The 24,791-nt window shown below is 53.9% G+C and carries 23 protein-coding genes and 2 tRNA genes; 3 read left to right on the top strand and 22 right to left on the bottom strand.

What is annotated here, in order from left to right:
- Position 1 precedes the first annotated feature (1 nt).
- From WIH05_RS07945 to WIH05_RS07930, 4 genes are read right to left on the bottom strand one after another with little or no spacing between them, the layout of a single operon-like run.
- Positions 2–544: a hypothetical protein gene (locus tag WIH05_RS07945; RefSeq protein ID WP_337425209.1), complete on the bottom strand. Its 543-nt coding sequence runs from the start codon at positions 542–544 to the stop codon at positions 2–4.
- 13 nt (positions 545–557) lie between these two features.
- Positions 558–791, bottom strand: a complete 234-nt coding sequence (locus tag WIH05_RS07940) for an immunity 17 family protein (protein ID WP_002576934.1) — start codon at positions 789–791, stop codon at positions 558–560.
- Positions 792–962, bottom strand: coding sequence for a hypothetical protein (locus WIH05_RS07935; RefSeq protein ID WP_337425208.1), 171 nt, complete (start codon positions 960–962; stop codon positions 792–794).
- A 10-nt stretch (positions 963–972) separates the two neighbouring features.
- Complete coding sequence (locus WIH05_RS07930) at positions 973–2,355, bottom strand: DUF6138 family protein (protein WP_337425207.1); 1,383 nt, start codon at positions 2,353–2,355, stop codon at positions 973–975.
- Positions 2,356–2,808: 453 nt separating this feature from the next.
- Between WIH05_RS07930 and WIH05_RS07925 the strand changes: the two genes are divergently transcribed.
- Positions 2,809–2,882, top strand: a tRNA-Val gene (locus WIH05_RS07925).
- Between the two features lie 20 nt (positions 2,883–2,902).
- A tRNA-Ala gene (locus WIH05_RS07920) sits at positions 2,903–2,975 on the top strand.
- A gap of 223 nt (positions 2,976–3,198) precedes the next feature.
- Here the strand turns inward: WIH05_RS07920 and WIH05_RS07915 are convergent.
- From WIH05_RS07915 to WIH05_RS07885, 7 genes are all read right to left on the bottom strand, one after another.
- Positions 3,199–4,275: an N-acetylmuramoyl-L-alanine amidase gene (locus WIH05_RS07915; protein ID WP_337425227.1), complete on the bottom strand. Its 1,077-nt coding sequence runs from the start codon at positions 4,273–4,275 to the stop codon at positions 3,199–3,201.
- Positions 4,276–4,392: 117 nt separating this feature from the next.
- Positions 4,393–4,806 (bottom strand): hypothetical protein, encoded by a 414-nt coding sequence (locus tag WIH05_RS07910; protein WP_022273684.1) that lies wholly within the window; start codon positions 4,804–4,806, stop codon positions 4,393–4,395.
- A gap of 147 nt (positions 4,807–4,953) precedes the next feature.
- Positions 4,954–6,738, bottom strand: coding sequence for an SH3 domain-containing protein (locus WIH05_RS07905; protein WP_022273685.1), 1,785 nt, complete (start codon positions 6,736–6,738; stop codon positions 4,954–4,956).
- Positions 6,739–6,896: 158 nt separating this feature from the next.
- Positions 6,897–7,703 (bottom strand): tyrosine-type recombinase/integrase, encoded by an 807-nt coding sequence (locus WIH05_RS07900; protein ID WP_022273686.1) that lies wholly within the window; start codon positions 7,701–7,703, stop codon positions 6,897–6,899.
- 106 nt (positions 7,704–7,809) lie between these two features.
- Entirely contained in the window at positions 7,810–8,748 is a 939-nt protein-coding gene (locus WIH05_RS07895) for a DUF1177 domain-containing protein (protein ID WP_022273687.1), read from the bottom strand.
- Positions 8,749–8,791: 43 nt separating this feature from the next.
- Entirely contained in the window at positions 8,792–9,808 is a 1,017-nt protein-coding gene (locus WIH05_RS07890) for a TAXI family TRAP transporter solute-binding subunit (RefSeq protein ID WP_337425226.1), read from the bottom strand.
- Entirely contained in the window at positions 9,795–11,081 is a 1,287-nt protein-coding gene (locus tag WIH05_RS07885; protein WP_022273689.1) for a galactokinase family protein, read from the bottom strand. Before WIH05_RS07885 ends, WIH05_RS07890 begins: the two co-directional genes overlap by 14 nt.
- Positions 11,082–11,196: 115 nt before the next feature.
- Here WIH05_RS07885 and WIH05_RS07880 point away from each other — a divergent pair, with 115 nt between their 5' ends.
- On the top strand, positions 11,197–12,120 hold the full coding sequence (locus tag WIH05_RS07880) for a TIGR01212 family radical SAM protein (protein WP_022273690.1): 924 nt from the start codon (positions 11,197–11,199) through the stop codon (positions 12,118–12,120).
- A 23-nt stretch (positions 12,121–12,143) separates the two neighbouring features.
- On the opposite strand, the gene WIH05_RS07875 is transcribed toward WIH05_RS07880, so the two are convergent.
- From WIH05_RS07875 to WIH05_RS07825, 11 genes are all read right to left on the bottom strand, one after another.
- Positions 12,144–12,980, bottom strand: coding sequence for a DegV family protein (locus WIH05_RS07875; RefSeq protein WP_022273691.1), 837 nt, complete (start codon positions 12,978–12,980; stop codon positions 12,144–12,146).
- Between the two features lie 105 nt (positions 12,981–13,085).
- Complete coding sequence (locus WIH05_RS07870; RefSeq protein ID WP_022273692.1) at positions 13,086–14,051, bottom strand: type II CAAX endopeptidase family protein; 966 nt, start codon at positions 14,049–14,051, stop codon at positions 13,086–13,088.
- A gap of 9 nt (positions 14,052–14,060) precedes the next feature.
- Positions 14,061–16,076, bottom strand: coding sequence for a molecular chaperone HtpG (gene htpG / locus WIH05_RS07865; protein WP_022273693.1), 2,016 nt, complete (start codon positions 16,074–16,076; stop codon positions 14,061–14,063).
- A 241-nt stretch (positions 16,077–16,317) separates the two neighbouring features.
- Positions 16,318–18,030 (bottom strand): M3 family oligoendopeptidase, encoded by a 1,713-nt coding sequence (locus WIH05_RS07860; RefSeq protein ID WP_022273694.1) that lies wholly within the window; start codon positions 18,028–18,030, stop codon positions 16,318–16,320.
- A 155-nt stretch (positions 18,031–18,185) separates the two neighbouring features.
- Entirely contained in the window at positions 18,186–19,394 is a 1,209-nt protein-coding gene (locus WIH05_RS07855) for a M20 family metallopeptidase (protein WP_022273695.1), read from the bottom strand.
- Between the two features lie 15 nt (positions 19,395–19,409).
- Positions 19,410–20,789: a Na+/H+ antiporter NhaC family protein gene (locus WIH05_RS07850; RefSeq protein WP_337425206.1), complete on the bottom strand. Its 1,380-nt coding sequence runs from the start codon at positions 20,787–20,789 to the stop codon at positions 19,410–19,412.
- Positions 20,790–20,878: 89 nt separating this feature from the next.
- Positions 20,879–21,829 carry a LysR family transcriptional regulator gene (locus tag WIH05_RS07845; RefSeq protein ID WP_022273698.1) on the bottom strand — a complete coding sequence of 317 codons (951 nt, stop codon included), beginning with the start codon at positions 21,827–21,829 and terminating at the stop codon, positions 20,879–20,881.
- 10 nt (positions 21,830–21,839) lie between these two features.
- Complete coding sequence (locus WIH05_RS07840) at positions 21,840–22,328, bottom strand: DUF5721 family protein (protein ID WP_022273699.1); 489 nt, start codon at positions 22,326–22,328, stop codon at positions 21,840–21,842.
- Positions 22,325–23,326 (bottom strand): peptidyl-prolyl cis-trans isomerase, encoded by a 1,002-nt coding sequence (locus tag WIH05_RS07835; protein WP_337425205.1) that lies wholly within the window; start codon positions 23,324–23,326, stop codon positions 22,325–22,327. Before WIH05_RS07835 ends, WIH05_RS07840 begins: the two co-directional genes overlap by 4 nt.
- Positions 23,326–24,117, bottom strand: coding sequence for an HAD family hydrolase (locus WIH05_RS07830; protein WP_337425204.1), 792 nt, complete (start codon positions 24,115–24,117; stop codon positions 23,326–23,328). The genes WIH05_RS07835 and WIH05_RS07830 overlap by 1 nt, the downstream gene beginning before the upstream one ends.
- 12 nt (positions 24,118–24,129) lie before the next feature.
- The gene (locus tag WIH05_RS07825; protein ID WP_337425225.1) at positions 24,130–24,708 is read right to left on the bottom strand and encodes a Maf family protein; all 579 of its coding nucleotides are present in this window, start codon (positions 24,706–24,708) and stop codon (positions 24,130–24,132) included.
- Positions 24,709–24,791: the final 83 nt, after the last annotated feature.

Below are 24,791 nucleotides of genomic sequence, written 5' to 3'. Positions count from 1 at the left end.
CTCATGCCAGCTCCGCGTCCAAAATCTGGACTTGTTTCCCTTTCTCATTCACATAGTAAAGGGCGATATAATCAATGCCGTCCCGCTTGACCTGCTCCCAGGGCATACGCTCGCCGGTGATCAGCGCCACGGTATCCGCCTCATCTGGTTCGAAGTCCTCTTTTTCGTCCTCATAGTCAATACTGTAACCCAGCTCCAGCACCAGCCTGGAGGCAGGGATCTCATACCGCTTGAGGGGACGGTGCTCCAGTTCGGCTGGATCATGCTCATCGCAGAACAGATTGTCATAGCCGTGCCGACCGCCGTCAAAGATGACGAACTCCTCGCCGCTCTCCGGGTCGCGGCCAGCCACCAGTCCGGGGGCCTCGTCGCCATCTGCAATATAGGATTGGGGCTCTCCCTTCACCGTGAGCAGATTTCCGTAATACCAGACTTCCAGCAGTTCATTGCCGGCGGCGGAACACAATGTCACAGTGGGCAGACGCTTCTCCGCCCATTCTTTCACATGGCCGATGAGCCAGGTGGGATATTTCTCAGTCATCATAGTCTTTCTCCTCCTATTTCAATTTCAGCACAAATCCCCAGATACTCACCACAATCAAGAGGACACCCAGCAGAAAGAAAACCACACGCCGGTATCCTCTGCTGTGTCGATGGGCATCCCGCGTACCAGTGGGGTCGCAGAGCCAGTTCCAGTTGCGGATCGCTCCAATTAAAATCACGGCCCCGATGAGCACCGAGGCAATGTACCAATGCTCTTGCAAAAATGCTGTGATCTGTTCACTGTTCATTTACAGATACCCCCCTTTTTTTACATCATCGGGAGTTTCCTTTCGGATGATTTCCTCCCGCTCTTTTAAATCCAGCTCCAGAGCTTTTTCCTCCTCCAGATATTCCTCGCAGTCCCGAACCAGTTTTTGAGCGTCCAGGGCAATAAAGTCCTTGACTTTTCTCTTTTTCATGGCTTTCTCCTTACGCAAATACCTGCTGGTACTTCTCTTTCAGTTCCTTCGGCGCCGTCTTGATGACCTTGCTGCCGCCGTTCTGAGAATCCTTTCCCCAGATGGCCCAGAGCAGGCTCTGCCAAGCGATAGCCTGGAATTTTGTATCCTTTCTCTCGTCTGGCAGGAGATAGGCGGAGAAGCGGTGCTTGACTGTCAATAGAGCATCCAGGCTTTCCTCATTGGCAATCAGACTGCGGAATTCCTTGGCAGGCTCCAGCCACTGCATCGATAATGCGCCCCGCACCAGTACGCCCAAAGTCCACAGCTGGAAACCGAACTTGCGGATAAAGGCATGGAGGAATTTCTCTTGCAGGGAAGAGTGCTCATCATCGCATAGATCCAGATACTCTGCCACCAGCGGTGCCCACTGTTCTCCTTCCAGCCCCAGGGCAAACACGGCGAAAGTTCCGGGCATGGCGCAGGATTCATCGGGGAGGTTGTTGTACCATTCATACTCCCGCATGGCCAGCCGTGCATACCGCTCAATATCGCCGTGTAATCTGGGGTACTGGACAGCACAGGCAAAGAGCTGATTCACTCCCTTTTTCGGAAGCCCAGGAATGGGCAGATAGTTTTTCTCTGGGCCACGGAACTCCACAGAGTAACTGCGGGGGAAGTCCTCCTGCTCCAGCACCGCGCACAGGTAGTCCAGGATTTCAGCATAGCACTCATCTGTGGAGTCCTTGGCGGTGATGCGGATGGCAGCGAAAGCGTCGTTGGCCGAGGCGGTCAGGTGCTTTGTTTTCCGCTTTTGGATGTTAGGCGGCAATTTGCCGCTGCCACTCGTTTTCAGTTCCTTTACCATGTCCGGGCGGAGCTGGGAAACCAGACTGAGAATATGCCCGGTCGTGAGAGCTTCAAAACTCTGCCCATATACTGTATGGCAGACCGCCACATAGCAGGCAAAGTGCAGCAGTCCTTCATCCACATCCTCCGGGCGCAATTCCGGCCACACCGTGCAGGGCGGAAAGACTGTAAACCCATCTTCACGCTCTCCAACAAGGAAGTACCGTTCCTGCACCTGCTTTTCTATGTACTTCTCCAACTTATAGCGGATCTCATTCCAGCCCGCCAACCGCCGCAGGGCATCGCAGAATACAACTGCCTCCTCGCAGGGAAATCCCTTCAAAGGCAGCTTGGACAGATACCGATCCAGCAGCTGGCTGGGAAGGAAGGGAGTTCCGCTTTGATTCCGAACTACCATCGGGGAGCCAGAATGGCTTTCTTTTGCGGTCCCATCCAACACATCCTGGATGCACTGATCTGCGTGTTTCAGTACTTCGGGGTCAGTATCCGGTTTATGTATCAGATAATAACGGTCATTTACGCCGTCGCGTTTTGGCAGACTCATGTCTGATCACCTCTTTTTAGACAATAAAAAAGCCCCACGCCGCACTGTCATGAAGACAGGCTGACGCAGGACATGAAGAAGCCGCGTTGAAGGAGCCGCATCCACCAGCAGATGTAGTTTCTTCAACAACCAAAATTTTTTTTTCGTATCTTAAAGCAGCAAATGGCTGTCCAACATATTGATTCATCGCAGCACCCTTTTTGTTCGCATAGTATTGTTTTTTCCGGGAGAATTGAGCGCCTGGATTTTCGCGGTGAACGTGAAAACCAGATGCGCGATGGTATAATGTCTGTTTCCAGGCATTATACCACATATTGTTTGATTCGGGAATATTTTTCTTACAGGAATCCATATGCCTAAAATAAAATTTTAACTAAGTTAATTCCTGTATACAAAAAACTTGCAAAATTTTCCGTTTGGTGCTATACTAACGTTTAGTTGGAAAACATTTTTGGAAGCATAGCTCAGCTGGGATGAGCGTTCGCCTCACACGCGAGAGGTCATGGGTTCGAGCCCCATTGCTTCCATTTTCTTTTTTATGAGATCCGGGGCATTAGCGCAGTTGGGAGCGCGCAACATTCGCATTGTTGAGGCCGTGGGTTCGAATCCCATATGCTCCATGTTTTATTCTGTCAATACAAAAATACCGGGACCATACCGTTTTGGATGGTTCCGGTATTTTTGTTATGGGAAATGGCACCCTATGGCATAAAAAACGCTCTGCGGGGATCTTCATGGGGCGAAGGGAAACTTTGCCGCAGAAGCAACCCGCCGCAGACGGAGAAGCCCGCCTGCGGGCCTCTCTCTTGTTTCGTCCTTATGTACAGCCTCATTGCTGTATGCCTACTTCTGCCCATCCAGATATCTTCCGATCCCCAGGACCAGACCGTCTGCCAGCTTTTCAAGCGCCGCGTCCGAGTGATCCGATGCCTTGTCCCCCAACTCAATATCCACGCTGGGGATGGTGGAATAAGAGGTCTGGGTCAGATCCATGGCCATGGCGCCCGATGAAAAGATCTTATTTCCTTTTTCCTTAAGCCCCTTTACCAGACTTTCCCCCAGGGCGTTGTGGGACTGCCAGTGGGAGGCCACCGGCTCCATGGCCCGGTATGACCTGTGATCCGGGACACTCATGAAAAAGCAGCCCTTGTCGGATGTGGTGGAATCCCAGTGCAGAGAAATATGGATATCTGCCGTATTGTTGGCGATCACCGTCCGTGCCACATTATCCAGCTGCACATCTTCCTCCTCCCGGATCATCACCACGTCATAGCCCTCTGCCAGCAGCTTATCCTTCAGTTTTTTTGCCATGGCCAGGGTCACTGTGCTTTCCGGCGTCCCGTCTGCGAAAGTCATCCCGGACGATATGGCGGACGCATACACGGCTCCGGCTCCTGTGGTCCCTCCGGTCACCTTGGGAGATCCGTCCGGATGGCAGAGGGTCTTCATGGAGCTTCCGCCCCGGGTCCCATGGCCCGCATTGACACAGACCGTCTTTCCCTTCCGGTCCGCCCTTCCGTTCTTATAATACACCGCCACCTCGCTGTTTATCTTGGAAAATGAAGCAAATTCCCAGTTTTTGTCCAGGAACACGTCCTTCGAGCTTTCCACATGTACATTTTTTTCATGGACCTGTACGGCTGACTTCCCATCCAGGACACTGGCTGGCTCCTGGCTGCTCAGATACCGGCTGGCCACATAACACGCGTTTCCGTTGACCGTCACCCGGCTCCAGGTTCCGTCGTCCGATTCCCGCTGGATCTTCGTCCCCCTGGGTACCGTTCCCAGAACTGCGCTGTCTGTGGATTTTCCCTCCCGGCAGTTTAAATTGCCCGCCGTCACATATACCGTATCCGCCAGGGCCGTTCCCGGCACCGCCGCGGCCACCATAAGAAGCCCGATGCCAGCCATCAGTCCCATTTCCTTTCTGTTCATATAACCCCTCCTCTTTCTCTCCGGCCGTTTTCCGGCCAGGCTCCTGCCCGATATGTAAAAGGCAGGGGGAAGCACAGCCTCCCGCCCGCCTTTTTGTTTCTGTTATTCCGTCCGGCACCCGTATCTTCCGGCCTGGCACCGGATGGTCCACCACTGGCCGTTGCAGTACACCTCCATCCAGCATCCGCCGCTGCCAGTGCAGCCGCAGTTCCCAGTGTTTCCGGTATTTCCGCAGCCGTTGTTTCCAGCGTTCCCACTGTTTCCGCAGCCGCAGCCACCGTTGTTCCCGGCGTTTCCGCTGTTTCCGCAGCCGCAGCTTCCACCATTTCCAGTATTTCCGCAGCCGCAGCCACCATGGTTCCCAGCGTTTCCAGTATTTCCGCAGCCACAGCCTGCGGAACCAATATTTCCTGTACTCTGGCAGCCGCAGTTCTGGTACCACCAGCTGTTCCAGCAGGTGTTCCGACAGTTTCTGTAACATCCGTTGTTCACAAAATTATTTCGATTGCAGCACATATGATAAATCTCCTTTTTTACTTAAGGTTGTACTTTATCATATGGGACAGCCGCAAAAAAGGTGCAGGCTTTTCCATTCCGCAGCCAGAAAACCAAAGACCTGCCCCGGCCGGGCTCCTCCGGCGGAGGAAGCCGGCCGCTGCCGCATTAGTCTCCCAGCACGTTGACGATCTTTGACGGGCTCCTGTAATTCCAGGAAGAGATCTTGATTCCCGTCCGTTTACTGGAGGCATGGACCACCTGGCCGTTGCCGATATAAAGGGCCACATGGTTGATCCCGCCGCCGCTGCCGGAATAGAATACCAGATCTCCAGGCCGCATCTGGCTGGATTTGATGGATTTTCCGCAGCCCGCCTGAGCGGAAGAGCTGTGGGGCAGGGACACTCCGAAGTGTGCCATGACAGACATGGTGAAGCCAGAGCAGTCCGCGCCGTTTGTAAGGCTCGTGCCTCCCCATACGTAAGGATTGCCCACAAACTGTACGGCATAGTTGGCGATCTGTGCCCGTTTCGAGGAAACGCTTCCTGCGCTGGAACCGGCCGCCCCGTCGTTGGCGCTTCCGCCGGATGGCTTGGAGCTTCCGCCCTTACCAGGCTTTGATGTGGTCCCGCCAGACGGCTTGGAACTTCCAGTGCTTCCATTTCCTTTTGCCGGGGCCTCCACCACCGGAGTATAGGGGATCGCCTCATTGAGGCCGTATTTCACATCCACATAGTCGCTGGAGATGAACGCAGTGGAATCATCCAGCTCGATCTCCACCCAGCCGTCCTGCTGGCTGGCCACCAGGAACTTTTCACTGCTGGCAATCTGGGTCCAGATACTGGATTCCGTATTGGGCTCGGACCGTACATTGACGCCGTCGGTGTTGGCAATGGCCATGAGCTTTGCCACCTGCATGGCCTTATCCTCCGCCTGCTGGCCTGTCAGTATGTACTCTGACTTCACATAACCCGTGATCTTTCCGGAGCGGATCTTATACCATCCGTCATCCGTGGTCTCCAGGATATCACAGCCCGCGTTGCTGGGCAGCTTTGCAATGATCTTTCCGTCTCTTTCGCTGGCCTTATCCCGGACGTTCAGATAGTTGCTCACGTTGGAAACGCCCAGATTCTCATAAAGACTTAAGACCGTGGTCCGCATATCCTGCTTCCGGGCCTCATTGAGGGCATAGCGGACGGTCACATAGTCTGCGGAAAGATATCCGTCGTCGATCTGCACCCAGCCGTCCTGGATGCTCTCCACCGGATACCGCTCGTCCTTATAGACCTGCCCCATGATCTCGCTGTCCTGGCTGGGCTCTTTTCTCACATTCAGTTTATCTGTGCTGACCACTGCCCGCTCGATGACGTTTTCCGCCGCCACCTCCCTCGCCTTGTCGCCCGTATAGATATACTGGGAGCTGACATAGCCGGTGACGCCGCCGGAGGATATTTTATACCAGCCGTCGGTGGAGGTGTCGATGATCTCACAGGCACCGCCGCTTAAAAGCTTTCCCACCACCTCTCCATAGGTCTCCGGGATCTTTCTCACATTCAGATAGCCGGATACCCCGGCGATCCCCAGGTTTGCATAACCGTCCAGGACCTTCTGGACCGCCTCATCATGCTCCTTCTCGGCGATCTCCTCCGCCGAAAGGGTGGTCTCCAGAACAATGGACGCCGGTTCCCCGCTGGTCTCCGGCGGAGCCGTCGTCTCCAGGGACGCCTCTACGGTCTCCACCTTTATCCTTCCGGCCCGGCTTTCCCCGCTCTTTCCCAGAACGCCTCCAGCCACAGCCACGACGATCACGACTGCCACAGCCGCGCCTGCGCCCGCCATATATTTCATGGAAACGCCGCTGGTCCTTTTCTGCCGGATCTTTTTCAGCCGTTCAATATTCTCCTCCGGCTGTACCTTATTCCTTTTTTCCGTTACTTTCTCTTCATCCGTCATTGATACTCTCCATCTCCGGGAATTTCCGGATTTATATACATACCGTAACCCATTTTAGCAGATTATAAGGGTTCCTGTCAAATTTTTTCCCGGGATGAACCATGATATTTTTCTTACGATTTCATGAGGAAAGAGTGGAAAATACGCCGTACCGGGCCTCACCAGTCCACCACACGGTCCACGATGGCCTGCTGCTCGGTGCTGGTCCTCCTCAGATAGATCCTGGTGGTCTCAATGCTCTCATGTCCCATAAGGTCCGCCAACAGGGCCAGGTCATTGAACCGTTCCAGAAAGCTTTTGGCAAACCGGTGGCGGAAGGAATGGGGATAGGCCACCGCCGGATCGATGCCGTACCGGAGGGCCATGACCTTCAGCTGTCCCGCCACACCCCTGGTGGTGATCCGGCGTCCCTGCTTGTTTAAAAAAAGAAAGCCGCTGGTCTGGTTTCTTCCTTCCAACCAGGCCAGCGCCTCCTCCTGCAAAAGCTTCGGTATGTAGATCCGCCTCAGCTTTCCGCCTTTGGAATACAGATCCATATATCCGATCTGTACATGCTCCGCCTTGATCTGGATCAGCTCGCTGACCCGGACCCCGGTGGCTGCCATAAAGCGGACTGCAAAATACCAGAACAGCTCTCCGTCCCGCTTTAAGCAGCTTTTAAAATACTCATAATCCGCCTCGCTGATCACATTCTCCAGAAAGGCCTTCTGCTGCACCTTTACAAACTGCAGCTTCCACTCTCCCTTTCCAATGCTGTCCAGGTAGCAGTTGATGGCGCGGATCCTTAAATTCACCGTTTTGGGCTTATAGGATTCGATCAGCCACATCTTATGGTCCCGCAGCTTTTTCTGCGTCACCGTATCGAACTGGGCGAAATACTGCTTGACAGCAAATTTGTAGGATGCGATGGTATTTTCCGACAGATTCGTGTTCCGGAGATATACCTCAAAATCGTCTTCTCTCATATTGAAAGACCTCCTTTCAATATGATTTTATCAGACATTTCTCAAAATACCATGTATTTCCCTGTTTTTCGACATACATCAAAGCCGATGTTTTATAACTCTCCGATTACTGTTTCCCCAGGGTCTGGAAGTGCTCCATGGAGCCGTACAGCTTCTGGATCCGTCCAAATTCCTCTTCATCGTAGAAGGAGCACAGACCATTTCCAAAGGCCTTGGCTGCCTCCAGCATAAACCGTCCTGCATCCTCCAGGTCCTCCAGATGGGTAGCTCCGGTGGCACAGCCTGCCACTGTGGTCTCTGTGGTCACTGCCACGCCTACCACCGGGGCCTTGGTGGCTGTTGCCGGCTGTAAAATGCTGTTTAAGTGGTACAGGCCGTTTCCGTAGGGAGTGATATCCTGCTGGCTTAAGGCAAATACGTGGGGCAGCCGTCCTGTGGTGCTGATCATTACATCCAGAAGATCCTCGCTGACCCGTAAGATGTATCCCTCCTTCACAGTGGGGGAGATGGCAAAGCCGCGGTGATTGATGATCCGGTTGCCCTTGGTGGTATCCACCACTAAAACGGCGTCCAGGTCATCGGTAACCTCTTCCTTATTTACCTGCCAGGTCTCAACCGGGGAGTTCATGAACGGAACGGGCTCATGGGGCGTGGTGGGCGCGTCGGGACATACGTGGGTAGAGATAAATACGTCTCCCTCTAAGAAATCACCCTTTTTCTGCATATCCAGAAGCTTTGCAGCCACTGCCAGAGCCGTTAAAGCGCCGTCTCCGTCAGAAACGAAGCCCAGCTGCTCCGGTCTTGCTCCCAGGCCGCCCAGACGGCCTAAGATACCCATGGTCTTTGCAGAGCCGCCTTTGCTCTTTCCGTTCCTTCCGGGGATCAGGATCCGCACCATATCTGTGTGGCCCTTGGGCCCCTCCAACGGGTAAGTCTCCACCTGACAGTCCGGAACGATGGAGCGGAAATATTCCACCACCTGTGCTCCGGATGCCGAAGCGCTGTCTAAAATATCGAAAAGTTCGATAAGCTGCTTATATAACATAATATAACCCTCCTTGCGTAAAGCCGCCGCTATTTTTAGCTGTTTAATCTATATATCCCTTTTCCTGATAATACCGTCTGGCCCCTTCGTGAAGGAGCCCAGACCCATCCTGGCATAAAAAGGATTTATCCTCCATGGCCGCCAGGCGCGGATCTCCCGCTTTTCCTATATTTTCATCCATGGCCCTGACGATCTCATAGGCCAGCCCATCCTCCATCTCCGCTCCGGCGCATAAAAACACCGGAAAGCCAAAGGTCCTCACAAGCTCCTCCTGACCCCTGTATGTTCCTGCCGGGAGCGTGAGCCTCTGGTATCCCGGATTAATCTCCAGGATCCTGTCCAGCTCCTCCTCCGTATAGGAAAGGACTGAAACCTCCATTTCCTCTGAGAGTCTGATGAAAACGTCTGCGGGAGCCTCCAGGAAGCCGTGGATCCCGTCCACGGTCCCGTCTCTTAAGATCCCTGTACTGTTTTCGATCCCCCGCTGCCAGAAATTTTCTTCCTTCACATCCATATCCAAAGCGTCAAAGACCGCAGCAGAGGCCATTCCCGTCTCCGAAAACGCCGTTCCGGCTGAAAGATTCCGGCCGTCCAGTTCATGGACGAAGGCCAGGCCCGAGTCCTTCCGGGCCAGCCACTGGGACGCCGCAGGATAACAGGCCATGAGGATGCGGAAATTCTCTTTTTTCTCTCCCTCAAAGGTCCCTTCCCCGTTCCAGGCATCATATACCACATCTCCAGATACCAGGGCCAGATCATATTTCCCCTGGCACAGGTTTTCCAGGCTCACAGGAGAACCCTTGGACTCCTTCAGCTCCACATAGACCGTGGACTCAGAGGTATTAACTGAATCAGCCAGGGCGATGGCCTCCCTGTGAATAAGCTCCCCGTGGAGCCCTCCGGCCAAAGTCACACACTGCCGCTCTCTCTTTGCCTCCTCGTCCGGAGCGCAGCCCCAAAGCGCCAGGGCGCTTCCCAGAAGGGCCGCTGCCGCCAGAAGCCGCAATGGCCGGCCAGGTGTTCTGTTTCTTTTTCTGTATCCCATCTTATATAAAATCATTGACACACACGGCACCATAGGGACGGATGCTCATGCGGTAGGCGCTTCCCTGGCCCATGGCTTTTTCTATGTATGCAATATACTCGTCCGCCAGGGCATTGGGGATCATGGCCATGATCACGCCGGCAAAACCGCCGCCGTGTACCCGGCAGGCTCCGCAGCCTTTTTCCTTAAGAAACAGCTCTGTAAGGGCCAGAGCGGTGGTGATGCCCTGCTCCTCGCTTCCCGGCACATAACAGTTCTGGAGCCACTTCCAGGAGGAATTGCCTGATTCAGTGATCAGCTCCAGGAAGTCCTCAAACCGGTCCTCCTTTAAGGCGCAGACCTCCTTCTCCACCCGCTTATTTTCCTCGAAGAAATGAAGCGCCCGAAGGAGCGCCCGGTCCCCGGCCTTTTCCTTTACCTCGGTCACACGCGCGATGACCTCTTCCTCTGTGATATCGGCGCAGACCTCTTTTCCGAACACTGCAGCCACCTTTTTCATATCCGAGGGGATGGAGGAGTATTCCGCGCTGAGATCCGCATGGCCCTTTCCTGTCTGGACAATGATCAGGCTGTGGTCCTGGGCTCCGAAATCATAATCGATCTTTTCTACCACTGGCTTTAAGGGATCCTTAAAATCAATGGTGATCATGCCGCCCACGGCGCAGGCCATCTGGTCCAGCAGGCCGGAAGCTTTGTTCCAGTATTTGTTTTCCGCATATTTTCCCACATGGGCGTAGGTGACCACATCCACTTTATTCCCGTTAAAGAAGGTATTGATCATGGAGCAGATCAGCATCTCATAAGATGCAGAGGAGCTGACTCCGGCAGCGCTGATGACGTTGCTGGTGATAAAGGCGTCAAAGCCGCCGATCCTGTACCCCATCTCCTGAAAGCCCATTAACATTCCCTTGGTCAGATCGATGGTCCCCGCCATCTTTTCGCTGGGAGAAAGGTCGTCCAGGCGGATCGTAAACCTCTGGTTGTAGGTCTCGCTGATGATATGGATCTCATCGGTCCCGTTGGCTGCGGCCGCAGCCACACAGTCCAGGTTGATGCTTCCTGCCAGGACCTTTCCATGGTTGTGGTCCGTGTGGTTTCCGCTGATCTCTGTACGGCCAGCGGAGGTGAACAGATACATGTCTGTATTTTTAAAGGCCTGGACAAAGCCCTCCATTACATGGAGATACCGGTTTTTATTTTCCTTTGCATGGTCCTTTCCATACATTTTTTCCAGGAAGTCCGCGGCCTTCCCGCCGTCCAGCTGCTGTAACAGCAAATTTTTTTCCATCGATCCATCTCCTTTTTCCATATGGCTGTCATTGGTCCTTGCCAGCCAGCCTTTTCCCATTATATAATAGATACCGACATACTTGCAATAGTTTCGTGGAAAGGTTTTGTAAAACATGAACAGCTGGAACGGAAAACCCTATCATTCTCTGGATTTTCATTTAAAAGAAATGTTTGGCAGAAAAGTATATAAGCTGGCCCTGGACGGCGGCATGACCTGTCCCAACCGGGACGGCTCTGTGGGCCGGGGCGGCTGCATCTTCTGCAGTCAGGGCGGCTCCGGGGATTTTGCCGCCAAAAAGCAGCTCTCTCTCCGTGAGCAGGCGGACCTGGCAAAAAAACTGGTGGAGAAAAAGGCCGGTCCCGATGCCCTGTACATCGCCTATTTCCAGTCCTACACCAACACCTACGCCCCTCTTTCCTATCTGGAAGCCCTGTTTACAGAGGCCGTCTCCCTGCCGGAGGTCTGCGCCCTGTCCATCGGCACCAGGCCCGACTGTCTGCCGGATGAGACTGTGGCTCTCCTTTCCCGGCTGAACCAGGAAAAGCCCGTATGGGTGGAGCTGGGTCTCCAGACCATCCATGAGTCCACCGCCCGGTTCATCCGCCGCGGCTATGGGCTTCCCGTTTTTGAGGATGCCTTCCGCCGTTTGCGGGCCGCAGGCCTGACGGTCATCGTCCATGTGATCCTGGGGCTTCCGGGTGAGACCCGTGAGGATATGCTGGAAACCATCCGGTACCTGGCAGGTCTTAAGATCGACGGGATCAAGCTTCAGCTCCTCCATGTATTAAAGGGCACTGACCTGGACCGGCTGTACCGCCAGGGCGCCTTCCAGGTCCTGGAGCTTTCCCAGTATCTGGAGCTGGTGGGAGACTGTTTAAAGCTCCTTCCTCCGGAAACGGTGATCCACCGGCTCACCGGCGACGGGCCCAGATCCCTGCTGACGGCCCCCTTATGGAGCGGAAACAAACGTCTGGTGCTGAATTCCATGGCCAGGTATCTAAAAGAAAATAAAATTTATCAGGGCCAGGAGTACTGATACTCCCGGCCCTTTTCTGGCTCCTATAATGCTAAGATCACGCCTCCGTCGCTGGCGTATACGGTGGACACCCCGCAGGTATCGGTGATGACCACCTCTTTGAACTCTGCCATGGAGCAGAGCTTTTCCTTCATGAACTGGGCGCGCTCCGGGGCGTTGCAGTGGGCGATCACCAGACGCTTGTCTTTTGTGGTCCCAGCTTCCTTCACGGCGATCTCCGCCATACGCTGCAGGGCCTTCTGGATCCCCCTGGCCTGGTCCAGCTTGATGATCGTGCCGTTGTCCGCACCCATGACCGGCTTGATGTTTAACTTGGTGGCAAAAAATGCCTGGAGCCCCGTAAGGCGTCCGTTCTTTTTCAGCGTATCTAGGGATTCCAGGACAAAATACGTATTCATCCGGTCCCGGCAGGCAGCAGCCTTTTCACAGATCTCGTCAAACTCCAGGCCCTGGTCACAGAGCTCCCGGATATACATGGCGATATTTAACTGGCCGCTGGACGCAGATTTTGAATCCAGCACCAGGATATTTTTCTTCCCGTACTCCTCCTCATAAAGGGACTTCGCCAGGACCGCGCTGTTATAGCTTCCGCTTAAGGCCGCGGAAAGAGTGATCACAAACACGTTCTCTTCCTCGCAGCAGTACGCCTCCTTGAACATCTCCGGAGACGGACAGGCCGATTTCGGGCACTCCGGGTACTCCTTTACTACTTTTATAAATTCCTTCTGGTCAAAGGTCTCGTCATCCACAAAATGCCGCTCTCCCACCATCAGTGTCAGAGGGATCATGGAATAGCAGGGATCCTTTCTCATTTCCTTTGTCAGATCCAGGCAGCTGTCCCCTATAATCTTATATCTCATACCGCTTCCTCCAGCTTAAAACCGCGCCCTGCGCGATGTAGTAATCATTACTACATATTATAGGATCTCACTGCCGGAAAGTCAATCCCCCGGAAAAGCTTTTCCTCAAAACAGGTACACGATCATCTCCAGCAGGCACAGTCCCAGAAACAGAAGAAATCCCGGATTCCAGTAGACATACTTTTTCCATGGGCTCTTTTCCCCGTTATGGGCCGTCACCTGGCGGTACCAGATGGGGCCGAACCGCCAGAGGACCATGGCCCCGCCGGCTGTCATAAAAACGAGGAAGGCCAGGAATGCCATGGAATAAGGGACCGCTGCCAGGTCTCCCAGGGCCGCTGCCACCAGATCCTGCCCGGCCACCATGACGGTGCTGAAGGAATTGATGGCCATGTGCATCAGGACCGTATAGCGGATGCTGCTGGTCCTTACGGCCACGTAGCCCAGGATCAGGCCGATGGCAGCCGCATAGAAAAACTGCAGCAGGTTTCCGTGCATGAGCCCGAAGAGCACCGCTGTGAACGCCACCGCCGTCCGGTCTCCGAACCGTCTGGCCCGTTTTAAGATCATGCCCCGGAACAGAAGCTCCTCCATGAACGGTCCCAGAAAGCAGGCGTAAATGACCATGGACGGCGTCATGTCCATCATCATCTCCGCCGCCGGGTTCATTTCCTCAATGGTCCTGCCGTTGAACGCGGAGAAAAAGGCGTTCACCAGATTGCCCAGAAGATTAAAAACGTTCCCGATCCCCATGGCGGCGATGAGACACAGGAGAAAGGCCGCCAGGGACAGGGGCTGAAGCTTTCCCTTAAACTTTGGGACCCGGCACAAAAGGAGGGCTATAATCGGATAGGCGCCGCCGATGACGAACAGATATTTCACCAGCACAGCGGTCCAGGGAGAGTCAAAAAGCCAGGAAAACCAGCGGAAAACGCCGGTCTCCTGGCTTTTTGCCCACGTTTCAGCCAGGCCGAACAGCAGGGCCCCGGCGTACTGGTACGCCATCAGGGCCGCTGCGGAAAGTCCCAGCATAGTAAATGTGATAAAATAGTCCCGTCTTTTATATTCCATAAACGTCCTTTACTGCTCTTCCCGGGCCATGTCCATCATGATCTCGCCGCTTCTTGCAATGAACTTTGTCATGCGCTCCGGAGAGAGGCTTCCATGGGCCAGCTTGGCCAGATCGTAAAGCTGCTGGCAGATCTTTCCGGTGTTCTCTCCGTCTTTGTGGTTCAGCACGAATTTCACCAGCTGGTTATTGGCGTTTAACACCAGAGTCTCCGATACCGGGAACATGTCTGCGCCGCCGCCGTACATGCTGTACATCTTCATCATATCGGCCATTCTGCGGCTCTCCTCGGAAACGGTGATCATGGAGGCCACCGACTCATTCTTAAGCTTCTCCACCTTCACTTCCAGCTTATCGTTTCCAAGGGCCTTCTTAAAGATCTCTGAAAGGCTTTCTGCGTCCTTCTTTGCCTGCTCCTTTGCGGCCTCGTCGTCCTCTTCCTTCTCCTTAAAGGTCTCGTTGACATCCGCGTCGATCCGGAGGAATTTCACCTTCTCGTTCTTCTGCTCCAGATGGGAGATGAACGGGGAATCGATGGCATTGGGAAGGATCACCGCATCCAGGCCGGCCTCCTTGAACATGTTGATATACTGGCTCTGCTCCTTTTCATCGGTCACATAGAACACCTGGTTTTCATGGCCCTTTTCTTTATTGGCATCCAGGCAGTCCTTCAGGGTCAGATATTTGCTGTCCAGGTTTTTAAAGATGATATAATCGTTCATCTTTTCTGCAAACTTCTCATCCTTTAAGCAGCCGAATTTAATGAAGGGATTGATATCGTCCCAGTATTTCTCATAATTCTCCCGGTCGGTCTTGCACATGCCGGAAAGCTTGTCTGCCACCTTCTTTGTGATGTAATCGGAGATCTTTTTCACAAAGCCGTCGTTCTGTAAGGCGCTTCTGGATACGTTCAGGGGCAGATCCGGACAGTCGATGACGCCCTTTAACAGCATCAGGAACTCCGGGATCACCTCTTTGATATTATCGGCGATGAACACCTGGTTGTTATACAGCTTGATCTTTCCCTCGATGCTCTCGTACTCCATATTGATCTTGGGGAAGTACAGGATCCCCTTTAAGTTGAAGGGGTAGTCCATGTTCAGGTGGATCCAGAATAAGGGCTCCTTGAAGTCCATGAATACCTTGCGGTAAAATTCCTTATATTCCTCCTCTGTGCACTCGTTGGGATGCTTATTCCACAGGGGATGGATATCGTTGATGGGCTCGGGCCGTCTTAAGATCTTATATTTTTCTCTTGCTGGGGAAACCTCCACAGTCTCCTTTGTACCGTCCTCGTTCTCCTTTTCCTCGGTCTTTGCCTCTTCCACAATGGTCTCGATCACGGTGTCCTTATCGGTCAGCTCATCCTTTTCGATGGTATCGTACTGGGGCTCTGCCGTCTCGTCTGCCACGTAGATCTCCACCGGCATGAAGGCGCAGTATTTTTCCAGGACCTCTCTGGCCCGGTACTCGTTGGCAAACTCCGTGCTGTCGTCGTTTAAATAAAGGGTGATGGTGGTTCCTGCTTCTGTTTTGTCCCCGTCGGTCATCTCATACTCTGTGCCGCCTTCGGACTCCCAGTGGACCGCCCTGGCGTCTGCCTTATAGGATAAGGTATCGATGGTCACGCGGTCTGCCACCATGAACGCAGAATAAAAGCCCAGTCCGAAATGACCGATGATCTGGTCCTCGTTGGCCTTGTCCTTGTATTTATTTAAGAAGTCCTGGGCTCCGGAAAAGGCGATCTGGTTGATATATTCCTCCACCTCGTCCTCGGTCATTCCCAGACCGTTATCGGAGACCTGGATGGTCTTTTCCTTGGGGTTTACGGTAACGGACACCTTATATTCCACTCCGTCCGGCTCCTCGTACTCGCCCATCAGCGCCAGCTTTTTCAGCTTTGTGATGGCGTCGCAGCCGTTGCTCACCAGTTCTCTGTAAAAAATGTCATGGTCTGAGTACAGCCACTTTTTGATAATGGGGAAAATGTTCTCGCTGTTAATGGATAAACTTCCGCTCTTTGCCATAAAAAATCCACTCCTTCGATATTTCTGCTGTTCTGAATGTATGTCTCCGTCAGACGACGGCTATTTTTCCTGCAACAATGGATATTGTAATACCTTTGGATGGAAATGTCAATAAAAATTTAGCACTCGCGCGAAGTGAGTGCTAGCAAAACAATCTGTCCGGATCTCCGGCCGCAAAAACGCCGCCCGAAGCCAGGATACGTTCCCGGCCCCGGGCGGCATAAACCGCAGATCTCTTTTATTATACCTCCAGCTCCTCAAGGACCGCCTTCAGCGCCTCCTTTACGGAACCTTCCTTTAATACATTGTGGAGCCCGCTGTACTCTAAGAGCTTAAAGTAGCCCATGGAGCCTCCCGCCTGGCACAGCTTATAATAATCTGCCCATGCGGCCTTCCGGTCTGCCTTCATCTTGGTATAGAACTCGAAGGCGCCGATCTGGGCCATGGCGTAGTCCACATAATAGAAGGGATACAGGAAAATGTGCTGCTTCTGCATCCAGAATCCGCCGCCTGTAAGGAAGGCGTTTCCGTCATAATCCCTCCAGGGCATATAGACTTTCTCCAGCTCACTCCATACGGCTCTCCGCTCCATGGCCGTCATCTCCGGCTTTTCAAATACCCGGTGCTGGAATTCATCCACGCAGACCATATACGGGATCTTCATCAGAGCATCGGCTAAATGCTCCTTCCGGTACTGCTCCGCCTTATCTCCAAAGAAGCTTTCCATCCACGGATAGGTCCAAAGCTCCATGCCCATGGAGTGGATCTCATTGATCTCGCTGGTACTGTGGCAGAGCTCCGGGGTCTTCTGGAATTTATCCGCCGTAAAGCCAGCAAAGGCATGGCCGGCCTCATGGGTCAGCACGTTCACATCCGCCTGGGTCCCGTTGAAGTTGGAGAAGATAAAGGGCGCATGGTACAGGGGAAGGGAGGTGCAGTAGCCGCCGACCCGTTTTCCTTTTTTGGTCTCCAGGTCAAACAGCTCGTGCTCCACCATAAAATCAAAGAATTCCCCGCTTTCCGGAGACAGCTCCCGGTACATTTCCTGGGCCTTTTTCACCATATAGTCCCGGTCTCCCACAGGAACCGGATTTCCCTGGGGACTGGAAATGGATTCGTCATAATAATGAAGGGTATCCACGCCCAGGGCCTTTCTCTGACGCTCATACAGCTTCACACAGGCGGGGACGATCACCTCCTGCACCTGGCGGCGGAATACCTTCAGATCCTCTGCGTTGTAATCGTATCTGCGGCGTTTATAATATCCCATCGGGATGAAGCTCTCAAAGCCCAGCTTCTGTGCCATTCCGGCTCTGAGCTGTACCAGACCGTCATAGATCTCGTCGATCTTCGGTGAGATCCCCTCAAACAGACGGGCCCAGGCCTCGAACGCTTCCTTCCGCTCCTGGCGGTCTGTGCTCTGCATATGCTTTAAAAGGCCGTAGGTGCTGCACATTTCCCCCCGGAATTCCACAGACGCACCGGCCACAGTTTTGGAATACAGGTTGGCTAACTCTGCTTCCTTTACCATATCGTCCACCACGGCCTCGCTGGAAAGGAGCTGTCCCACCTCCATATTCTGGATCAGGATGGAGCCGAATTCCTCCTCCATATCCTTCTTAAAGGGAGAATTTAAGATCACCGTTCCCATTTCCTTTACCAGGATCTCGTATTTGGGCATCCATGCGTGGAAATATCCCATCTCTGTCTCATAAAATTCATCCATCATATTGATGGTGTTCCGGATGTGGGCCAGCTGTCTGGCTGTGGAGACCTGGATATCCGTATTCACATAATCCATGTACGCCGCTTTAAACTCCCCAAAGTCTGCGGCATTTTTCAGAGCCTCTGTGACTGCTCTCATGTCTCCCAGGACCTTTTCCATATCCGGGCGGACATACTGAAGTTCAGAAAATTTTTCCATAGTTTCTGCTTCCCCTTTCTTTTTTCCCATATGAAACCTCCCTGCCAGGAGTTTTCTGTCTTTATTTTACTACAAAGACGGAGTTTCTGCAATCTGGGAGAGAAAGATTTCTTCCGGATCCCGCCCTCTTTCCAGCAGATGGGACGCTTTTTCCTACGAAAAAAAGAGGCCCGCAGGCCCCTTTTTTATTTCAGATATTCTGCCGCCACAAAAGCCATGGCTCTGGTGCAGAGCTTGATGTAACGCTCGTCCACCTGGAAACCGGGATTGTGCATGGGCGCATCCCCTCCCGTTCCCACAAAGATCATACAGGACGGGGCCTCCTGGGCAAAGAACCCGAAGTCCTCGGCTCCCAGCATGGGATCCAGGTCTGTGACCAGCCACCCCTCCGGACGGCCGTCTCCCATGTTCTCATAAAGCCGGTCCGCATTGCTGCGGAAGGCCTGCTCCACGGTCTTTGTAAACTCCACATCGTTGTAGACTGCCGGATATCCGGCCCGGAAGGCGATGTCACAGGTTCCTCCCATGGATTCTGTGATCCCCTTTGCCAGGGTCTCGATCTGATGGCGCATCACGTCCCTGGATTCCCTGGATACGTTCCTCATCATCACGCCCAGGACTGCCTGGTCTGCAATGATGTTGGGCGCCGAACCGCCGTGGATGGTCCCCACGTTCAGTGTGGCCTGGGCCATGGGCGAAAGGTTTCTGGACGCGATCCCGTGAAGGGCGGACACCACTGCCGACGCAATGTAAATGGCATCCACGCCTTCCTCCGGCATGGAGGAGTGGGCTGCCCGGCCATGGATCGTCAGCGTATAGCCGTCCGAATAGGAAGACAGGTACTTCTGCTTTAAGTAAATGAGACCGCTGGCCCCGTTTTTCACATGAAGGGCAAAGCAGGCGTCCGGCTTCTCCTCCATCAGTCCTGCCTTTATCATCTCACGGCCGCCGCCGCCGTTTTCCTCTGCCGGCTGGAACACCAGCTTTACCTTTCCGTTCCAGCGCTCTCTGGTGCGGAAAAGAAGCTCTCCCACGGCCAGGAGATTGGCCGTATGGACGTCGTGGCCGCAGGCGTGCATGACCCCGGGGACCTGGGAGCCAAAGGGAAGCCCCGTCTTCTCCTGGATCGGAAGGGCGTCCATATCGGCTCTCAGCATCAGGAACTTACCCGGGCGGCCGCTGTCGATGACAGCGATGATCCCCGGCTCCTGGGGGCTCTTTTCATAAGGGATCCCGATGCGGTCCAGCTCCCGCATCACCAGCTGGCTGGTTTTAAATTCCTGGAAGGACAGCTCCGGGCACTGATGGATCTCATGGCGCAGGCGGAGGGTCTGCTCCTCCAGCTCATCCGACAGGCGGACCAGCTCTTCCTGTAAGGTTTCGTTATATTCCATATTTCCGGCCTCCTCTTAAAATCCGATGGCAGTTCCGATGAAGATGGAAGCGACCATGATCACAAACAGGATCGCATAGCAGGGCACCAGGAACTTCATCCATCGCTTAAAGTCCACACCGGCCATGGCAAGACATGCCATAAGGTTTACGTTGGTGGGCAGGAACAGGTTCGTAAAGCCGTCTCCATACTGGAGGGTGAGCACTGCCATCTGGCGGGTAACGCCCACCACATCGGCTAAGGGAGCCATGATCGGCATGGCAACCACAGTCTGGCCGGAGCCAGAGCCGATGAATACGTTAATGAACGCATTTGCAATGAACATTCCCACAGCCGCCATAGCGCTGCTTAAATGGCTTAAGGGGATGGAGATGTAATAAACGATGGAGTCCAGGACTCCCGCCTGGTTTAAAATAATGCTCATAATGGAGGCCAGGACCATGAATACCATAACGCCGCACATGGACTGGGTTCCCTTTACGAAGTTTTTCATGGTATCGTCCAGGCTGTATCCGGCCAGGATCCCTTCCACAAAGGCAACGGGAAGCATAATGGAGCCTAACTGGGTCATGCCCAGGCCCAGGGTCGGGCCGCCGGCGGCAAAAAAGATAAATGCGCCGAAGAAGATCGCCAGGATCGCCATTTCACGGCCGGAAAGAGGCTTATATGTATTTTCATACTCTCCGCTCTCCATGTCTTCCTCTCCGCCGAAATCCGCCTCGTATATGGCTGTATTTTTCTGGCAGCGCTTTGCCCACCATACCAGGTATGCGGAAACCACCGCCACATTGAGGATCGTTACGATGGTCCGGAGACCTGCGCCGGAATAAGGAACCAGTCCGGCGATCTCCTGTCCCATAACGCCAGTAAGGGGATTGATGGGGGAGGACATGAAGCCGGTGAAGGAGCCCAGGATCACAAGGCCAACGGCAAAGGTCCGGTCTGCCCGGAGCTTTCTGGCGATCAGAAGTCCCAGGGGAACGAACAGGATCACCGTGGAGATCATGGAGCCCACACAGCCTAAAAGGGCTGTGGCAAATACATAGATCGGAATGATCGCCAGGGCCTTATCCTTCAGCCGGTGGATCAGATTCCCCAGGGCCCGGTCCAGGACTCCTGTGGAGTTGACGATCCCCATCATGCCGCCCATGATGATCAGTGTCACGAACAGCTTTCCGAAGGAGGAATATACCGTATCTCCCACGGCCAGGATCACATCCACCGGGTTCAGATACGTCTTTTCCACCACCTCATAGGTGCCTGGAACTGCCATCTTTCCATCTCTCTGGTACGCTCCCGACGGGATCACAAACGACAGGATGTACACAGCCAGGTTTACGATGAGGATGATCTTCCACATGCTCATGGACTCTTTTTTCTTTTTGTCTGCCTGCATAAGTCTTTCTCCTTTTTTAGTAATATTTTATGATTATTTTATCTTCTTCCGTCATTTTTAACAAACAACGTTTTTGTCGCATGGCACAACTAAAAGAATCCATTCCAAAGAGATTCCTCTTCTCCGCATATTTTCTGTGAACACTTCACAAAGTCCATGGCTGCCTTTGTGATGTAGCTGCTCTTCAGATGAAGGACGGCCCCCAACAGTGTGACATCCGGATATCTCCATCTGAAAAATACCATCCCCCTTCTCTGCTCCGCCGTCAGATGGTCCAGATAGCCGGCAGGGACCAGCGTTGCCCCGATGCCCTCGGCACAGCACTCCAGCACCGTAAGGACGCTCTGGGATATGACAAAGATCTTCGGATCGAAGCCGTCCTCCCTGCAATACCGGTCAAACTGCTCCCCCATCCACGTATCTGCATCCATCCGCACAAAGGGACAGCCGGAAAAAGGACGCAGCGAGACGATCCCCTCTTCTTTAAAGCCTCGGATTTCCTCCGAAGACAGGCATTCCGCTGCCATGGGCTCCGGTACAGCCAGGACGGTCTCCTCCCGGGACAGCCGGTGGGAGACCAGGGCCGGATCATCCTCCATATGATAACCAAACATCAGATCCAGCTTTCCAAGCTTTAGATCCGCAACACAGCCCGCCAGGTTCTTTTCCTTCACGGTCACGCAGATCTCCGGATGAAGCCCTGAAAACTCCTTCATGATCCGCGGGATCAGGATACTGCTGCGGAAATAGGAGACGCCCACCACCAGATTCCGGCTTTCCTGCCCCAGGACCGCGTCCAGCTCTGCCCGCATCTGCCGCTCATTGTCCAGGATCCGGCAGACGTGCCGGTACATACACTCTCCGGCCGGCGTAAGGCTCATGGGCGTTTCCCGGTTGAACAGCCGGGTATTATACTCCTTTTCCATTTTGTCGATCTGCTTGCTGAGGGCCTGCTGGGTCATAAAAAGCTTTCTGGCCGCCTTTGTGAAGTTTAACTCCTCCGCCGCTGCTGCAAAATATCTGTAATTATCAAAATTCAACTGCCGCCTCCTAACAGGTAAACGCGATCCCGCTTCTTTTTAAAAACTGCTTTACGCTCTCATCCCATTCCCGCTCCAGGGTCCGGTCCATGGTGAAAACGTTCATGGATGTGCCCGTAACACAGGTCATTTCCTGGTTTTCATACTGGATGTTGATATAAAGGCCGCCTGCCTGCTCCGGCAGGATCCCCGGAGCATGGGCCTGTACGAACCGGCTCCTGGCCTCCTCCGACAGGCAGAGGACGATGCGGAAGGTCTCCGGCAGACGCTTTCCCCGGATCAGGGAAAAGCATACGGGCTTTATGGTCCTCCAGGAGGAAAACTCACCGATCTTCCCCTGCTCCTCTCCTGTATAGTATCCCCGGCGCACCCGGCCGTCGATGGTGAACCGGTTGAAGGTAACGATGTCCGCCTCCCTTAAAAGAAATTGATCGAACAGCTCTCCGATAAAAAGCCCCGAGGTAAATTTCTTCTGTTCCTCGATTCGCAATGCGATCATACCTGTTCCTCCCCGGCACATACCGTCTCAAAGATCTCAAAAAAATCCGCCGTCACAGCCGGACTCCCAGTGACCGTAAGCCCCTGCCACAGCTCCTCATCCCCGGTCAGTGGGTGTTCCGCCTGGAACGCCTGGTAGGAGCTGTAAAAGGCAGCGCTTCTCTTTTCCCGTATCATCTGCTCCTTGCGGACTCTGGTGGCAGCCTCATCGTAATCGTTTTCGCACCTCAGGATGTAATATTTCCCTCCGTCCTCCACCACCGGGCTCACCTCTCCGGATGCCATGGAAAAGGCCGTCTTTTCATACTCCTCTCCCATGAGGCCGTACCAGAGCTGTTTTTTTATCTCCGGATCCTCTGAATATTCCTTGGCTGCGGCAAAAAAATCCATTCCCTCCTCCTGGATCTTTGAACGGATCTCTTCTGCCCGGGTCCTGTCGGAAACCTGGATCTGGGCCACGGAGATCACCTTGGCCTCGCTGTCGCTGACCTCCAGGTTCATATCCCCTGTAATGGTCTCCACCAGCTTTTCCGCCGTCCAGTAATCCGTATACAAGGCCTCCGCTTTTTCCTCTGTCAGCCCGAACTCCTCTGCCTGGACAGAGCCCAGAGCGTCCATATACTGGCCGGCCGCTGTTTTGGCCAGCTCCTTTTCCCGGCTGGAAAGGGTGATCTCCTTCTCCCGGGCCATGAGGCTCATGACCTTCAGCTCCTTTAAAAAATCATGGATCTGGCCTGTGAGGACCGTCTCAAAGGCCGTTCCGCCGCCGTCCACCTCTGCGGTCCAGATCTCCTCTGAATATACGTTTTCGTAGCGGAGCCGCTCCGTGGTCAGGATCACCATGGTCTCCGCCTTTCCGTATTCCTTTTCTCCTTTTCCGGAATACAGCGTTTCCACTGCGCCGCAGCCCCCTAAGCATACGGCTGCCGCCATGGCCGCCATGGAGACAGCCGCCCGGCATATCCACGCGCTTTTTCGTTTTTTCATCTTCTTTTCCATTATTTCCGCTCCACCAACAGCTTTAATATCTTCAACGGCCCCTGGTTTCCATTGGAATCCGCCAGAAATCTGGCGGCGGCCCGGGTCTCCGGCCGTCCATTGGCCACTGCAAAGCTGTAATACGCCTGGTTTAACATCTCGATATCATTTAACTGGTCGCCGAATACCATGGTCTCTTCAGGACGGATCATGAGGCTTTCCTGGAGAAGCTTCACCGCCGCGCCCTTACTGACTCCCGGATCCATGGTATCCAGCCACTGCTCTCCCGCCAGGGTCACTTTAAGCTTCGTTCCGTATTTTTCCTTAAACCCGTCCGCCCGGCTTCCCAGGCCCTCCATACGGCAGCCGGCGATCTTCACAATGGGCTCAGCAAGGGTCCTCAGATCCTCCAGCTTCCTTAAGCGGAAATGATATCCGTTTAACATCCACTGGAGAAACTCCGGATTCCTGGAATCCGTATAGGCGCAGTCCGCACAGTCCACTAAAACGTCCAGACCGGCGGCTTTCATATCGGCGATCACGTCCATGGCCAGCTCCTGCTTATACCGGGTCAGAAAAAGCTCCCTGCCATAGCAGCCCAGATACGCCCCGTTATCCCCGATGTAAAAGATCTTATCCTTTATTGGATCAAAAATATATTCAATGCTGGCTGAATGACGGCCGCTGGCAGCCGCAAAATAGATCCCCTGGCTTTTGAGCTTCAGGATCACCTCGTAAAGCTCCGGGTCCAGCCGGCTTCCCCCATCCTCTGTGAGGGTCCCGTCTATGTCTGATACGATCAGTCTGATCATCTTCGGCACTCCTTAAATTCCGTTTAATTCCTTCAGTTCCTGATACAGCCTGCTCACAGGAAGTCCCATGACATTGGCATAGGAGCCCTTAAGCCCCTTGATATACCTGGCAAAAAAGCCCTGGACGCCGTAGGCCCCGGCCTTGTCCATGGGTTCCTCGGACATGGCGTACTGGAAGATCTCCTCCTCTGTCAGAGGATACACCTCCACATCGGTCTTGTCGAAAAAGACCCTGGAACAGTCGTTTCCGTCTTCTCCCTTAAGGATCACACAGACGCCCGTGTACACCTGGTGGACCCGGCCGGACAGCATCCCGATCATCTCACGGGCCTCTTCGTGGGTCTTTGGCTTTCCCAGGATCTTCCCGTCTATGGCCACCACCGTGTCGGAGCCGATGACAGTCTCCCCGGCCTTCCTCCCGGCTGCCACATCGGCCGCCTTCTGGGACGCCAGCTCCATGACCACCTCCGACGGCACGCTGGAAGTGACCCGTTCCACCACGTGGCTCACCACGATCTCCGGCTGGATCCCGATCTGCAAAAGCAGCTCATTCCTTCTGGGAGACGCCGATGCCAGAACTACATTCTTTATTTCCATTTTCTGCTTCCTTTCTAAGAAAAGAGGCTGCCAACTGCTAAAAAGCCTTCAGCCGCCTCTTTTCCTCTACGGATCTT

The organism is Alitiscatomonas sp., from assembly GCF_037242085.1.
In the GTDB taxonomy this organism is placed as follows: domain Bacteria; phylum Bacillota; class Clostridia; order Lachnospirales; family Lachnospiraceae; genus Alitiscatomonas; species Alitiscatomonas aceti.
The sequence above is the reverse complement of the archived record's forward strand: the minus strand, read 5'-3'. Positions and strand labels throughout refer to the sequence as shown.

Excerpts from the sequence above, each read along its gene's own strand:
- WIH05_RS07870 (WP_022273692.1), bottom strand. The coding sequence starts at position 14,051 with ATGGAATATAAAAGACGGGACTATTTTATCACATTTACTATGCTGGGA.
- WIH05_RS07880 (WP_022273690.1), top strand. The coding sequence starts at position 11,197 with ATGAACAGCTGGAACGGAAAACCCTATCATTCTCTGGATTTTCATTTA.
- htpG (WP_022273693.1), bottom strand. The coding sequence starts at position 16,076 with ATGGCAAAGAGCGGAAGTTTATCCATTAACAGCGAGAACATTTTCCCC.
- WIH05_RS07855 (WP_022273695.1), bottom strand. The coding sequence starts at position 19,394 with ATGGAATATAACGAAACCTTACAGGAAGAGCTGGTCCGCCTGTCGGAT.
- WIH05_RS07900 (WP_022273686.1), bottom strand. The coding sequence starts at position 7,703 with ATGAGAGAAGACGATTTTGAGGTATATCTCCGGAACACGAATCTGTCG.
- WIH05_RS07930 (WP_337425207.1), bottom strand. The coding sequence starts at position 2,355 with ATGAGTCTGCCAAAACGCGACGGCGTAAATGACCGTTATTATCTGATA.
- WIH05_RS07835 (WP_337425205.1), bottom strand. The coding sequence starts at position 23,326 with ATGGAAAAGAAGATGAAAAAACGAAAAAGCGCGTGGATATGCCGGGCG.
- WIH05_RS07830 (WP_337425204.1), bottom strand. The coding sequence starts at position 24,117 with ATGATCAGACTGATCGTATCAGACATAGACGGGACCCTCACAGAGGAT.
- WIH05_RS07890 (WP_337425226.1), bottom strand. The coding sequence starts at position 9,808 with ATGATTTTATATAAGATGGGATACAGAAAAAGAAACAGAACACCTGGC.
- WIH05_RS07875 (WP_022273691.1), bottom strand. The coding sequence starts at position 12,980 with ATGAGATATAAGATTATAGGGGACAGCTGCCTGGATCTGACAAAGGAA.
- WIH05_RS07895 (WP_022273687.1), bottom strand. The coding sequence starts at position 8,748 with ATGTTATATAAGCAGCTTATCGAACTTTTCGATATTTTAGACAGCGCT.
- WIH05_RS07885 (WP_022273689.1), bottom strand. The coding sequence starts at position 11,081 with ATGGAAAAAAATTTGCTGTTACAGCAGCTGGACGGCGGGAAGGCCGCG.
- WIH05_RS07940 (WP_002576934.1), bottom strand. The coding sequence starts at position 791 with ATGAACAGTGAACAGATCACAGCATTTTTGCAAGAGCATTGGTACATT.
- WIH05_RS07915 (WP_337425227.1), bottom strand. The coding sequence starts at position 4,275 with ATGGGACTGATGGCTGGCATCGGGCTTCTTATGGTGGCCGCGGCGGTG.
- WIH05_RS07935 (WP_337425208.1), bottom strand. The coding sequence starts at position 962 with ATGAAAAAGAGAAAAGTCAAGGACTTTATTGCCCTGGACGCTCAAAAA.
- WIH05_RS07850 (WP_337425206.1), bottom strand. The coding sequence starts at position 20,789 with ATGCAGGCAGACAAAAAGAAAAAAGAGTCCATGAGCATGTGGAAGATC.
- WIH05_RS07910 (WP_022273684.1), bottom strand. The coding sequence starts at position 4,806 with ATGTGCTGCAATCGAAATAATTTTGTGAACAACGGATGTTACAGAAAC.
- WIH05_RS07905 (WP_022273685.1), bottom strand. The coding sequence starts at position 6,738 with ATGACGGATGAAGAGAAAGTAACGGAAAAAAGGAATAAGGTACAGCCG.
- WIH05_RS07860 (WP_022273694.1), bottom strand. The coding sequence starts at position 18,030 with ATGGGAAAAAAGAAAGGGGAAGCAGAAACTATGGAAAAATTTTCTGAA.
- WIH05_RS07840 (WP_022273699.1), bottom strand. The coding sequence starts at position 22,328 with ATGATCGCATTGCGAATCGAGGAACAGAAGAAATTTACCTCGGGGCTT.
- WIH05_RS07945 (WP_337425209.1), bottom strand. The coding sequence starts at position 544 with ATGATGACTGAGAAATATCCCACCTGGCTCATCGGCCATGTGAAAGAA.